The sequence below is a fragment of the Micromonospora parastrephiae genome, from assembly GCF_016802865.1.
In the GTDB taxonomy this organism is placed as follows: Bacteria; Actinomycetota; Actinomycetes; order Mycobacteriales; family Micromonosporaceae; genus Micromonospora; species Micromonospora parastrephiae.
Genome location: NZ_JAEVHM010000062.1, coordinates 16,585 through 29,724 on the forward strand (window position 1 = coordinate 16,585; position 13,140 = coordinate 29,724).

The window sequence follows — 13,140 nt, forward strand, 5'->3', positions numbered from 1 at the left end:
ACGACCATCGGTCGTGAGGCCACCGCCGACTACTTCCGCATCCTCAACGTCGGCCCGGGCGGGGACCTCGTCCTCAAGGGCCTGAGCATCAAGGGCGGCCAGACCCTCCAGCCGACGATGTCCGCGGACCCGGCGACGGTGTGGGCGCCGTACTCGGCGTCGGTCCGGGCCATCGCGGCCAGGCCAGCGGTCACGCCCGCCGGGCGACGGTGGCAGCCAAGCCGGCCGCAGCGACGGCTGCCAAGCCGGCCGCGACCACAGCGGCCAAGCCCGCGGCAAAGGCGGCGACCAAGCCCGGGGCGAAGCCGGCAGCCAAGCCGGCAGCGAAGACGGCGGCCAAGCCCGCGGCGAAGACGGCAGCCAAGCCGGCGGCCAAGCCCGCAGCGAAGCCGCCGGCGAAGTCGACGAAGGCGGCCAAGGCGGCCAGGGCGGCGGGGCTGGTTACGGCCAAGGCGGCGAAGCCGGCGACGGCCGGACCCGCGGCGCGCCGCTGGTGGAGGAACCGGGGACCAACGACGGCGCCGGGGTGCTGGTGCAGCCCGGTGGCCGGGCGGAGATCCTGGACAGCGAATTGCTCTACAACCAGTCCGGCGGCAACGGCGGCGGGCTGGCCAACTTCGGCAGCACCAGGCTCAGCAAGGCCACCGTGGCGCACAACACGGCCTTCTTCTACGGCGGCGGCATCTTCAACGCCGGGGTGCTCCAGGTCGACGAGTCGAAGATCAAGGACAACACCGCCGTCTTCGGTGGTGGCGGCATCGCCAACGGCGCGGCCGGGATCTTCACCGAGGACGTCGACGGCGGTTCGGTCTGGGTCTACAAGAGCGAGATCTCCGACAACGAGACGCTCGGCTTCGGCGGTGGCGTCCTGGACGTCGAGGGCACCACGACGCTGCACGAGACGACGGTCCGCGACAACACGGCGGTCCTCGCCGGCGGCGGCGTGGCCGTGGCCGACAGTCAGCTCACCCTCAAGCAGGCCACGGTGGCCGAGAACAGCACCGCGGGTGTGGGCGGCGGCGTGGCGGTTGTCTTCGACAGCACGGCGACGATCGAGGACAGCGCGATCAGGGACAACACCGCCGGGTTCTTCGGCGCCGGCCTCTTCAACGAGGACAGCGTCATCACGCTGCGTGACAGCGAGGTCGTGGGCAACCGGGCCGTCGGTCCACTCGCCCGCGGTGGCGGCATCTACAACACCGACGGCGGTCGGGTCTCGCTCAGCCGGACGAAGGTGGCGCACAACTTCGCCACCCTGCCGCCCGGTGGCATCTTCAACCAGCTCGGCAGCACGGTGACCCTGGACGACGAGTCCGCGGTGACGGCCAACCGGCCCACGAACTGCGAGAACGTTCCGGACTGCTTCGCCTGATCCGGGCGGGGCTGAACCACATAGAGGGCGCGCCCCTCCGAGCCGGTCGGCGGCGCGGAGGGGCGTACCCATTTGGGCTGCTCAGCGACGTCCGGACCAGCTTGGGGGCCGTGTGCCCACCCGGGGCCTCCGGGCCGTCCAGGGTCCAAGATGAACCTAATGTGGGGTTCTTTCGGATAAGCCCGCGAGGCGAGGAACATTCTCATACGTTGGCTTTGGGAGCTACAACCGATTTGTAGCAGGGGACGCCTGCCCGAGGGCGGCGACCCTGTCTGGTACGAGGAGAGGGCAGAGAGCTCCGATGTCCAACTACCTAACGAACAACGAAGCCTCCGGGCGGGCGACGGCCAAGCGCCGCCGCAAGCTCTGGCTCGCCAGCGGCGTGGCCGGTTTGACGGGCGTGGTCAGTCTCGCGGCGGTGGGCGTCGCGGGCAGCGCCGGAGCGGTCGGCCTGAACTGGAACACCGCGCAGGTCAGCAAGGACGGTGACCAGCGCGGCGACGAGGGGCGCGACTGGAACAACGAGAAGGACAAGGACCGGGACAAGGACCGGGACAAGGACCGGGACAAGGACCGCGACAAGGACAAGGACCGCGAGCGCGGGAAGGAGGTGCCCTGCGACACCGACAAGCTGATCCAGGAGATCACGTTCGCCAACAACAAGCACGGCGGCGTGCTGGAGCTGGCCAAGGGCTGCACCTACAACCTGAGCCGCAGCCAGGACGGCAACGGCCTCCCGGTGATCACCGAGAACATCACCCTCAAGGGTGAGCACACGACGATCTCCCGGGAAGCCACGGCGGACTACTTCCGGATCCTCAACGTCGGCAGCGGTGGCCACCTCACCATCAAGGGCCTGACCATCAAGGGCGGCCAGACCCTCGAACTGTTCAACGGCGTCCAGCCGGCGGCCGTCTGGGCGGCCTACTCGGACTCCGAGGCGATCGCGGCGCAGGTGAAGGCGGGCGTCCCGCTGAACCAGGCGCTCACCGCGCGGCAAGCCGACCCGAAGGCGGGGCTGAAGGCCGCGCCCAAGGTCACGCCGAAGGCCACGCCGGGCGTCGTGACGCCGCTCGTCGAGGAACCGGACGAGAACGACGGCGCCGGCATCCTGGTCCAGCCGGGCGGCACCGCCGAGATCCTGGAGTCCGAGGTCGTCCTCAACCAGTCCGGCGGCAACGGCGGTGGCGTGGCGAACTTCGGCACCACGAAGATCTGGCACAGCACCGTGGCACGCAACACCGCCTTCTTCTTCGGTGGCGGCGTCTTCAACGCCGGCGTCCTCAAGGTCGAGGACTCGAAGATCAAGGACAACACCGCCATCATCGGTGGTGGCGGTATCGCCAACGGCGCCGCGGAGATCTTCACCGATGACGTCAACGGCGGGACCGTCGAGCTGAAGAAGAGCGAGATCAGCGACAACGAGACCCTGGGCTTCGGCGGTGGCCTCCTCGACATCGAGGGCAACACCACCGCGTACGAGACCAAGTTCGTCTCGAACACCGCGGTCCTCGCTGGCGGCGGTATCGCCGCGGCGGAGAGCCAGCTGAACCTGCACAACGTCACGGTGGAGAGGAACAGCACCGCCGGTGTGGGTGGCGGCCTGGCCATCGCCTTCGACAGCGCGGTCACCGTGGAGAAGAGCTCCATCAAGGACAACACCGCCGGCTTCTTCGGCGGCGGGGTCTTCAACGCCGACAGCGTCCTCACGCTGCGCGACAGCGAGGTCGTCGGCAACCGGGCCATCGGCCCGTTCGGGGTCGGCGGCGGCATCTTCAACATCTTCGGCGAGGTCAACCTGTCGAAGACGAAGGTCGCCCACAACTTCTCCACCTTCGCTCCGGGCGGTGTCTTCAGCTTCTTCGGCGAGGTGAACGTGGATGACAAGGCCGCGATCACCGCGAACCGTCCGACGAACTGCCTGGCCATTCCGGGCGGCACCATCGAGAACTGCTTCGCTTGATCACCCTCGGGTGACGTGCGGCCGGTGACGGCGGCACGACGGGCAGGAAACGGACCGGCCCCCTTCCGCAAGACGCGGAAGGGGGCCGGTTTCCCGTCATCTCTGGACGAACACCGCCACGCTACGCGCCGGCACCGTGAACGTGCCGGCCGACCGGTCGAACGAGGCCGTTCGCAGCACCGGGTCGGCCGAGGTCACCAGCACCGGGTGCAGCGCCACGTCCGCACCGCGCAGACCGGTCAACGTCTGCGTCGCCGGCATCGGGGTGCCGTTGAGGACGACGGTCAGCGACGTCCACGGACCACCCAACCCGCGGGCGTCCAGGGTCATGGTCAGCACTCCCGGCGTCTCCTGCGCCCCGGACAGCGGGAACGCCACCCGCTGCTGCACCTGCTCGGCGGTGGCCAGCCCGAACACCGGCGACGACGCCCGGATGCGCAGCAGCTCGGCGTACCGGGCGTCGGTGGTGTTGATCGCCGCGCAGTCGGGCACCAGCGCCGGGTCGGCCAGCAGCGGCCTCGCGTACGACCACTTGTCCTCGTTGTCCGGCGCGGGCGGCAGACCGGCGCCGAATCCGTTGCCCTGTTCGCAGTTCCAGCGGATCTGGTTGAACCAGTCACCGGAGTTGTACGAGTTGCGGTCCAGCGACTTCGACCGCAACCGCTCGGTGCCGGCGGTGACGAACCCGGTGCCCTGCCCCAGCACCACCGTGCCCAGCGCCAGCACCTGCATCCGCGCGCGGTCCGCCGCCGAGGTGGCCTGCGGCAGCTTGTACGCCAACGCGTCGTACAGGATCTCGTTGTCGTGCGCGTCGACGTAGGTGACGGCCTCCCCCGGAGCGGCCGTGTAGCCGGCCGGGGAGCCGTTGTAGTCCACCTGCGCGCCGGTGACCTGCCGCCCGGCGGTGTCGGTGAACCGGTATCCGCGCAGGTTCCCGGTGAGCCCGACCTTGATCAGGTCGTGGGCGTGCAGCAGGCGGGCCTTCTGCTCGGCGGGCGACCCGTTGGCCGCGTCGCCGTTCGGGTCGGTGTAGAGCCCGGACGCGAAGCCCTGCACGCGCGGGTTGGCGTCGAACGGTCCGCCGCCGCGCACCGCGTCGCGCAGCCGGTCGTTGAAGGTGCCGATGCCGGTGCCGGCCATGTTCGCCTGGGTGGCCTGCACGAACCGGGCGTCGTTGGCAACCTCGCCGAAGTTCCAGCCCTCGCCGTAGAGCAGGATCGCCTTGCCGTCCACGCCGTCACGGGCGACGGTCAGTTTGTCCAGGGCCTTGCGCACGTCCAGGATGTTCGCCTTCGGGTGGTGACCCATCAGGTCGAACCGGAAGCCGTCCACCCTGTACTGCCGGGCCCAGGTGACCAGGGAGTCGACCACCAGCTTGCCCATCATCGCGTGCTCGGGGGCGGTGTTGGCGCAGCAGGTGGAGTTGGCCACCGTGCCGTCGTCGAGCAGCCGCTGGTAGTAGCCGGGCACGATCTGGTCGAGCACCGACTTGTCGTCGGTGCCGGCGGCCGACGTGTGGTTGTAGACCACGTCCATGACGACCCGCAGGCCGGCGCCGTTCACCCCGGCGACCATCCGGCGGAACTCGGTGGTCCGCGCCGCACCGGCAGGGTCGACGGCGTAGCCGCCCTCGGGCACCGTGTAGTGCAGCGGGTCGTACCCCCAGTTGTAGCCGTCGGTTTCGGCGACCGCCGCGACGCACTTCTGCTGTTCCTCGGAATCCGGTGGCAGCGCCGCCAGGTCGCAGGCCGGCTGTTGCTGGTCGGCCCGCTTCTCCGGGATCGTGGCGAAGTCGAACGCCGGCAGCAGGTGCAGGTGGGTGACACCGGCGTCGCCGAGCGCCCGCAAATGGGTCATGCCGGCGGTTCCCGGGTCGGCGAAGGCGAGGTAGGTGCCCCGCCGCTGCGCCGGCACGGTGTCGTCGGCGATGGAGAAGTCCCGCACCGACAGCTCGGAGACCTGCGCCTTCGCGGGCGGCACCGGTGCCGGCTTGCGCAGCGTCCGCCACCCGGCCGGGGCCAGCGCCGGGTCGTTCAGGTCGACGAGTTGGCTGTGCGTGGAGTCCGCGGCGAGGGCCACCGAGTACGGGTCGGTCACCGAGGCCGTGACCATCTTCTGCGCCGCCGGCTGCCACGCCCGCACCTGGTAGCGGTAGTACTTCCCGATCCAGGTGTGGTTGCCGCGCACCGACCAGACACCGGTGCGGTCGTCGCGGCGCATCGGCACCGTCCTGGGCTGCGCGGTGGGCGAGTCGAACAGGTGCAGCGCCACCGTCCGGGCGGTCGGCGCCCACAGCGCGAGACTCGGTGTACGGCCGGCGAACGTCGGCCCGAGCGTCGCGTCGGCGGCCCGGGCGTACACGTCGTCGAGCACGCCGGGGATCTGCACGCCGGTCGCGGCGAGCAGCGCGCCCTCGGCGTCGCGCTCGGTGACCAGCAGCTGCCCGCGCAGCGCCGCCGGCACCTTGGCCAGGTCCGCGCGGTCCAGCGTGAAGGTGCGGTACGACCAGAGGTGCGGGAACGCCGCGCGCTGGGCCTCGGTGAGCCCGTTGCGCTGCGCCCGCAACGGCAGGGTGGTGTACGTCCCGGTCAGCTCCCCGTCGGTGACGCTCACTCCGCCGTTCGGCGCGGCGACCAGCGCGTACGTCCTGCCGTCGGTCGGCCCGGTCTGCCAGGCCACCGTGGACCTGTCGATCCAGTGCGCCTTCTGTTTGCTGATGTCGGTGTCTCCGCCGGCACGTGGTGCGGTCGACGGCAGCAACCGGTTCGGGGTGGCGGCGAGCAGCCACACCTCCCGGCCCACGCTGGCGAAGTCGAGCCGCTGGTCGTCGGGCAGGTCCTTGGTGTCACCGTTGTGGATGATGTATTTCAGCCCGGTGGCCCCGGCCGCCAGAGGCACCCGGAACACCGCCCCGAACGCGTCGGTGGAGGTGGGCTTGAGCGGCGCGGACCACTCCGTCGGGTTGGCCGCGCCGTCCCACAGGTGCAGGCCCCAGCCGTCGTGGTTGCCGTCGGCCCGCCGGTAGTGGATCACGGCGGTGCCCTCCTCGACCGGCGGTGCCGGCGCACCGGCGGCCGCCTGCCGGGTCGGGTAGACCGCGGGGTCGCCCTGCTTGAGCCAGATCTCGCCGGTCCGGGTGACGTCGATGCTGCGGCCCTGGGCGACGTCCTTGGTGCCGTCGGAGTCGACCACGACGAAGTTCACCGACGTCGCGCCCGGCTTGAGCTTGACCCACGCGAACCGGCCGTAGGAGTCCTCCCCCGCGAACGGCTGCCCCTCGGGCCACTCGGTGACGTACGCCGGGTCGATGTCACCCCAGGCGTACAGCCCCCAGTCGTCGTACCCCCCGGCGGGGCGCTGGTAGTGCACCACCGCCCAATCCGGGGATCCGCCCTGCTCCGGGGTGCCCACGACGGCGGTGGACCGGGCCGTCGCGGTGCGGCCCCGGCCGTCGCGGACCACCGCCTTGTACTCGACCCGGGTCCCGCCGGCCAGGCCGGTCAGGTCGTGCTGCACGGTGTAGGGCGCGTGGTCGGCGCTGCCCAGCAGCGTCCACTTTCCGCCGGCGACCCGCGCCGCGACGGTGACCGTGGCCAGCGGGTCCCCGGTCACCTGGGCGGTGACCGCCGCCGGGGTGGCCACCAGCGCGTCCGGGGCGGGGCTGGTGATCCGGACGGTCGGTTTGCCGGCCGGCTGCGCGATGGCGGTGCCGGCCCGCTGGACCACCGCCGACAGCGGCGGCACGGTCAGGGTGAGCCTGCCGTCGGCGCCCGCGCTCGCCCTGCCGGCGCCGCCGTAGATGCCGGTGAAGGTGGCGCCGGCCGACCAGGTGTCCACGGTGACAGTCTGCGGGGTGTCTGCGTTGTTCACCGCCACCACGTACTCCGTGCGGTCCGCGGGAGCGATCCGGGAGGCGGCGAAGACGCCCGGGCCGTCCGCGGCGTACCGGGTGACCTGCACACCGTCGCGCAGCGCCGGATGCGCCTGGCGCAGCCGACCCAGCTCGGCGATGGTCCGGTACAGCGGGTGGGCCGTGTCGAACTGGTCGCTGGCGTGGGTGCGCTCGGTGCCGAGCAGGTCGTCGTCGAGGTAGTCGGGAACCTTCGACGCGAACATGTCCTGCCGGGCGTCCTTGTCCCCGCCGGGGCCGGTGAAGCCCTGCTCGTCGCCGGAGTACACCACCGGCTGGCCACGGGTGAGGAACATCAGCTGGTGGGCGAGCTGGTCACGGCGCAGATGGTTGGCCGGGTCGGTGCCGCCACCGGCGACGAACGAACCGATCCGGCCCATGTCGTGGTTGCCGAGGAAGGTGGTGAGCCGGCCGGCGTCGGTGTCCCGGGCGGCGTACAGGTCGTCGCGGGCGTACACGTCGGCCAGTGCCTTCGCCGAGCCGGCGCCCGCGGTGAAGCCGCGCGCGGCCTCCTGGAAGGCGAAGTCGAGGGTGGCCGGCAGGCCGCCCTGCCGGACATAGCTGGAACTGATCTCCGGGTCGGCGCTGTACACCTCTCCGAACATGAAGAAGTCCTTCTTGCCGGCCTTCTCGGCGGCCCGCTCGATGCCCTGGCTGAACTGCGGCCAGAAGTCCATGTTGACGTGCTTGACGGTGTCCAGCCGGAACCCGTCGACGCCGGTCGCGCCGATCCAGTCCCCATACGCCTTGGTGAGCCCCCGCACCACCTCGGGACGCTCGGTCCACAGGTCGTCGAGGCCGAAGAAGTCGCCGTACTCGCTGTTCTCACCGGCGAAGGTGGAGTCGCCCCGGTTGTGGTACATGGTGGTGTCGTTCAGCCAGGCCGGGACCTTCACGGTCGCGTCCCTCGGCTCGACGAACGTCGGCGTGTACGGGAACGACGTCCGGTCGACCGGCGGGAACGCGCGGCTGCCCTCGGCGTAGTTGCGGTCCTCGAACGCCCGCCCCTGCGCGTCGGTGTACGGCGAGGTCGCCTTGTCGATGTAGGCGTAGGAGTTCTCGGCGTACTTGATGACGTCGGCGGTGTGGTTGACGATCACATCCAGGTAGATCTTGATGCCGCGTTGGTGGGCGAGGCGGACCAGCCGCTTCATCTCCTCGTGGGTGCCGAAGTGCGGGTCCACCTGCGTGAAGTCGGTGATCCAGTAACCGTGGTAACCCGCCGAGACGTCGTCCCCGGAACCCTGCACCGGCCGGTTCTTGAAGATCGGGGCGAGCCAGATGGCGGTGGTGCCCAGGCCCTGGATGTAGTCGAGCTTGTCGATGACGCCCTTGAGGTCGCCGCCGTGGTAGAAGCCCTTGTCGGCCGGGTCGAGTCCGGTGCGCAGACGGTCACCGGTAAGGCCGCCGGAGTCGTTGCGGGGGTCGCCGTTGGCGAACCGGTCCGGCAGGACGAAGTAGAACTGCTCGGCACGTGCGGAGGTGTCCCCCGCCCTCAGCAGCGCGTCGACGCTGGGTTCGGCGCGCCACTGGACGGCGCCGGCGGCGGCGAGGGGGTCGGCGCCGGACGGGCGGGGATCGTCGGCGGCGGCGAGCTGGCGCACGGCGACCGGGGCACCGACCAGGGTGACGCTGAGCAGGTAGACGAGAGCCAGCAGGGCGGTGCGCGGTATCGGCGGGGGTTTCATCGACGCCTTCCTCTGGTGGATTGGCCGCACGCTAACCCTTGCCGAAACATTCTGCAATGCCTTGCAAACATGGTCGCAACAAAGCAGCTTCCTTGCGGAAGTGCCGTGACCGTCCAGGTCAGAACCCGCTGCACCGCACGCCGTCGACCGTGCACCCCTGCGGCGTCGTGGACGCCCGCTCCAGGTGGAACCGCAACGTCGCCGACCTGCCGGGCGCGACGTCAACCCCACTGGCGTACGTGAAACCGCCGTCGAACTGCCGCACCGTCCCCTGTGGTGCGCCCTCCACCCAGGTCGTCACCAGCCGCCCGCCGGAGAAGGTGAACCGCACCGTCCAACCCCGGTGCGCGTCGGACGCGTTGACGATCAGCACCTCGCCGATGAACCCGCCGTCGAAGCTCTGCACGACCCGGTACCGGCCGCTGACCGCCGACGAGCCCTGCGGACCCCGGGTCAGCGCCCGCGTCGGCGTCGACCCCACCGTCGGGCCGGACGTCGTCGCCGCCCGCGACCCGGCCGGAATGCTCGACGGCAGTCCACTCGCCCGCGGGGACAGTCCCGGCAGCAGCGCAGGCGCCGACGACCCTGTCGGCGTCGGTGTCGGCTCGCCCGACGGGGGCGGCGGCACCTGCGGCAACGGCAACGCCGGTGGCGCCGATCCGGCGTCCGGCGCCGGACTGCGCCCCCGGTACGCGCCCAGGGCCACGATGAGCAGCACCACCATCACGACGACGCCGGCCAGCACCACGATCCAGGGCGACGACGCGATGGCGACCGGACCGTGGGACGGTCGACGGGCACGACGCAGGCCGGACATGTACCTCCCTCAGCGAACCGTCCGGGCAGCGTAGCGACCGACGGCCAGGCCCGGAAGCGCCGACAGCGCCCACGCACTCAGCCGAGGCGGCAGTCCACCCCGTTCACCGTGCACCGCAGCGGCCGGGCCCCCGACTCGCCCCAGCCCAACCGCAACCGCACCGTCCGGGTGTCGCCCGGACTCAACGAACGGGTGCCACGCACGACGAACTCGCCGTCGCCCCGCCCCCACACCGAAACCCCCGAGTCGTCGCTCGCCCGCACAGCCCACACGTCGTCGTCGTACGCCAACTCCACCCGCCAGTCCACCCACTGGCCCGTCTCGTTCGCGATCGTCAGCACCGCCTCGGCCCCGTCCCGGCCGTCCGTGCCGACCTGGTACCGCGCGTTCACCGTCTCCGCCGAGGTCGGCGCCACCGCCGGGGCACTCGCCCGCCGCGGCGACGGCGAAGCCGTGGTGACCCGAGGCGACGGCGTCCGGCTGCTCCGCGACGGCCGCGGCGACGCCGTGCGCCGCTCCACCCCCGCCGGAGTTGGCGACACGGCCGCCGGCGCCGTCGGCAGGAACACCGGCGGCTCGCCTGCGGCCCGCCAACCCTCTCCCGGGTACGGAACGACAACAACGCGACCACCAACAGCGCCACCAGCACGCCCACGCCGAGCAGCACCACAACCCACGGCACCGACGCCAGCACCCGAGCCGCCCGCACCTCTGCCGCACCGTCCGGCCGCACCGCCATCAGGTCTCCCCTCGTCCCCGCCGACGCGCCAGCGTAGCCAGCACCGACGGATCAGGCCGATCGGCCCACCCGACACGGCAAACGGACCGGTCGCGCAGACGGCCCCGGTCGATCAGGCCGTCCGGACGACCGTGCAGATGACCGGCTCCGCATCGGCCGTCCGCAGCAGATAGCGATACCGCTCCCCCGGCACCGCACACCCCCGACTGTCCAGGAACTCCCACTCCACCGCCACCATGGTCAGCAGCGCGGACATCGGCTGGACATCCTCGATCCGGGCGTGCGCCGCGACCAACTCCCGGTCCTGGTAGTCCGGAGCGGCGCCCACGAACGACAGCGCCACCGCCGCCGGCGAGGTGAACGAGAAACTGTACGTGTCGGCGACCACCAACCCGGGCAGGGCGTAACAACCGGCGATGGCCGGCAGGTCGCCGGAGACCAGCGCCACGCCGTACCGGTCGAAGAAGTCCGCCAGTGTGTCGAGATCGGTGGAGGCATTCACGGCGACAGCAATTGCCGGTCACCGGCCAGGTCAAACCTCAACGCGACGGAACCCGGACCTCGATCTCCGCACCCAGCCGGGCCCCCGAGGCCAACCCGAGATCGTCCCCGCTCCAGAACCGCCCCGGGTCGTACCAGTTCGGACGCCGCCCCGCCGGCAGCAACCCCATCGCCTCATAGGTCACCGCCACCACCTCGGCGCAGTACGCCGTCTCCAAAGCCCGCTCCCGCGCCCCCGCCTGGGACGTGTTGGCCGGCCGAGACCCGACCCGACCGGGACGCGGCAACGCCGGCACCCGCCCCCGCACCCACCGCCACGCCAACTGGGCCGTCGACGGAAACGGCGTACCGTCCAGCCGCGCGACCGTCCGCAACACGGCCCGTTCCATCTCCGAGTCCGCCGGCGGGTCGAGCTGCCGCAACCAAGCCCGCTGGCCGTACCGGTTGGCCCACACGCAGACCGCGTCACGCAGGTCGTGCAACTGCACGCCCCGCTGGTGCGTACCCGACCACAGATCGGGCAGCGACCTGCCCAACTCCGCATGCCACATCAGCGGCGGCATGTCGTCCAACACCACCGCCATCCCCACGTGGTTCACCGGGCTGTTGGTGGTCAACTGGATCGCCCGGTCCGGCACGCTGCGGCCCCGGAACACCCACACGTCACCGGTGCGGGTCAACTCGACGGCCTCATCCAGGCTGATGCTCATGAAGGTCTACCCTAGGCCGATGCGGCAACGGATGCGGTGGTGGAAGGTCCTCGGGCTGGCCGGCCTCGCCGGTGTCGCGGCCTCCGGCGTGGTCATCGCGCGGGCCGAACGACGACGTCGCGCGTACACCCCGGAGGAGATCCGGCTGCGGCTGCTGGAGCGCCACGCCCAGGCCGGCGAACCAGACTGAACCTCCCCTGTGGAGGACGCGCAGCGCAGCCGGGTCGACATCGTGCGGGTCCGACGACGCCCGGCGCGGAGCAACCCTCATGATCGTGCTCGTTTGTTGTCGTGCCCTCGTCGGCGTTGTCGTGCCCTCGTCGGCGCGGTGAGGGGCCTGTTTCCCGCATCGAGCACGATCGTGGGCGGGTGTGTCGTCCTCGACGGGGTCAGGCCGCGCTGCCCCGGTCACGGTCCGCGCAACTTCGGGGAAGTTGCTGCCTCGCGGTGAGGTGAGGCAGCAGTTTCGGAGACAGTGCGCGGATCAGCGAGCACGGTCGTGATTCGCGGCGGTCGCCAGCGGCAGTGCGGGCGACCTTCTCGCATGATCGTGCTCGATCCTTGTTGTCGTGGCCTCGTCCGGGCGGTGAGGGGCCTGTTTCCTGGATTGAGCACGATCGTGGGTGGGTGCGGTGTCCTCGACGCGGTCGGCCACGGCGCGAGGTGGCGGCCGGTGACGGATGCTCGTAGGTCCGGTCGGTCCGGTTGTCCGCTGTGCCCTCCACGGTGCCTGACGGTCCCGTGATCGACACAATTTCGGCGACATCGGGGTATCCGCCGCCACCGGACACCGCGATATCGGCGAACCCGGGTGGATCACCCCGCCTCGTCCCGCGTGCCGGCTTCACCAGGCGCGACGATTGTCGGGTCTGACCCGTGGCGTCCTGTGATCGGTGGCATCCGGGCGGTGGAATCGGGGCCGGGGTGGGGTCGTTATACCCGGCACGCCCCCCGCGACTATCGGTCGTCGGAGCGGGCGGCGGTCGTCGGGAACACCGGCCCGGCCGCCTCGGTTACATCCCCGCACGGCCGAGCAGCACGGGGTTGACTTCCCCGGTGGAATGATCCGCCGCTCGGAACCCGTTACACCTGTCCCGACGCCGGCCCCCGAGGGGCTGCCGGGCAGATCCCCCACGGCTTTCCCGCACGGTCGCCACCCCCTGGTACCGCGCGGTATCCCCCTGATGCAGAGGAGCACGCCATCATGCGTACCGATCTGATTCGTAAGACCGCGTTGACCGCTGCTGGACTCGCGTTCACCGGCGGCGCCATCGCCGGGCCCGTGACCACCGCCTACGCGGCGTCGGACGCGAAGCCCATGTCGCAGTCGCAGGGTGATCGGAAGAGCGGTGAGCGGGAGTTGGGCGTGCGCTACGAGGCCCAGCCGAACTTCTACTACTGCGGTCCCGCCGCCACCCGCAACGCCCTGAGCGTGCAGGG

Annotated in this window: 9 protein-coding genes and 1 pseudogene; 4 read left to right on the forward strand and 6 right to left on the reverse strand. The window is 71.1% G+C overall.

Features of this window, described 5'->3' with window-relative positions; all coding sequences use genetic code 11:
* Nucleotides 1-190 precede the first annotated feature (190 nt).
* A complete protein-coding gene (locus JNW91_RS14935; protein ID WP_203175724.1) occupies nucleotides 191-451 on the reverse strand; it encodes a hypothetical protein in 261 nt (86 codons plus the stop codon).
* Nucleotides 452-493: 42 nt separating this feature from the next.
* Here JNW91_RS14935 and JNW91_RS14940 point away from each other — a divergent pair, with 42 nt between their 5' ends.
* Nucleotides 494-1,372: a right-handed parallel beta-helix repeat-containing protein gene (locus JNW91_RS14940; RefSeq protein ID WP_203175726.1), complete on the forward strand. Its 879-nt coding sequence runs from the start codon at nucleotides 494-496 to the stop codon at nucleotides 1,370-1,372.
* 301 nt (nucleotides 1,373-1,673) lie between these two features.
* The gene (locus JNW91_RS14945) at nucleotides 1,674-3,335 is read left to right on the forward strand and encodes a hypothetical protein (RefSeq protein WP_203175728.1); all 1,662 of its coding nucleotides are present in this window, start codon (nucleotides 1,674-1,676) and stop codon (nucleotides 3,333-3,335) included.
* Nucleotides 3,336-3,431: 96 nt separating this feature from the next.
* Here the strand turns inward: JNW91_RS14945 and pulA are convergent, their stop codons facing one another.
* The 5 genes from pulA to JNW91_RS14970 all read right to left on the reverse strand — a co-directional run bounded on the left by pulA (nucleotide 3,432) and on the right by JNW91_RS14970 (nucleotide 11,700).
* Entirely contained in the window at nucleotides 3,432-8,933 is a 5,502-nt protein-coding gene (pulA, locus tag JNW91_RS14950; RefSeq protein WP_203175730.1) for a pullulanase-type alpha-1,6-glucosidase, read from the reverse strand.
* Between the two features lie 118 nt (nucleotides 8,934-9,051).
* On the reverse strand, nucleotides 9,052-9,750 hold the full coding sequence (locus tag JNW91_RS14955; protein WP_203175732.1) for a cellulose binding domain-containing protein: 699 nt from the start codon (nucleotides 9,748-9,750) through the stop codon (nucleotides 9,052-9,054).
* Between the two features lie 77 nt (nucleotides 9,751-9,827).
* Nucleotides 9,828-10,142 (reverse strand): cellulose binding domain-containing protein, encoded by a 315-nt coding sequence (locus JNW91_RS14960; RefSeq protein ID WP_203175742.1) that lies wholly within the window; start codon nucleotides 10,140-10,142, stop codon nucleotides 9,828-9,830.
* 459 nt (nucleotides 10,143-10,601) lie between these two features.
* Entirely contained in the window at nucleotides 10,602-10,991 is a 390-nt protein-coding gene (locus JNW91_RS14965) for a hypothetical protein (RefSeq protein ID WP_203175744.1), read from the reverse strand.
* Between the two features lie 37 nt (nucleotides 10,992-11,028).
* Nucleotides 11,029-11,700: a hypothetical protein gene (locus JNW91_RS14970; RefSeq protein ID WP_203175746.1), complete on the reverse strand. Its 672-nt coding sequence runs from the start codon at nucleotides 11,698-11,700 to the stop codon at nucleotides 11,029-11,031.
* Nucleotides 11,701-11,719: 19 nt separating this feature from the next.
* On the opposite strand from JNW91_RS14970, the gene JNW91_RS14975 reads away from it, so the two are divergent.
* Nucleotides 11,720-11,890 (forward strand): hypothetical protein, encoded by a 171-nt coding sequence (locus JNW91_RS14975; RefSeq protein WP_203175753.1) that lies wholly within the window; start codon nucleotides 11,720-11,722, stop codon nucleotides 11,888-11,890.
* A gap of 1,014 nt (nucleotides 11,891-12,904) precedes the next feature.
* Nucleotides 12,905-13,140, forward strand: a pseudogene (locus JNW91_RS14980) (C39 family peptidase); the annotation flags it as partial.

What these genes read in the sequence shown, in the direction of transcription:
- JNW91_RS14945 (WP_203175728.1), top strand. Translation starts at nt 1,674, where the DNA reads ATGTCCAACTACCTAACGAACAACGAAGCCTCCGGGCGGGCGACGGCC.
- pulA (WP_203175730.1), bottom strand. Translation starts at nt 8,933, where the DNA reads ATGAAACCCCCGCCGATACCGCGCACCGCCCTGCTGGCTCTCGTCTAC.
- JNW91_RS14955 (WP_203175732.1), bottom strand. Translation starts at nt 9,750, where the DNA reads ATGTCCGGCCTGCGTCGTGCCCGTCGACCGTCCCACGGTCCGGTCGCC.
- JNW91_RS14970 (WP_203175746.1), bottom strand. Translation starts at nt 11,700, where the DNA reads ATGAGCATCAGCCTGGATGAGGCCGTCGAGTTGACCCGCACCGGTGAC.
- JNW91_RS14975 (WP_203175753.1), top strand. Translation starts at nt 11,720, where the DNA reads ATGCGGCAACGGATGCGGTGGTGGAAGGTCCTCGGGCTGGCCGGCCTC.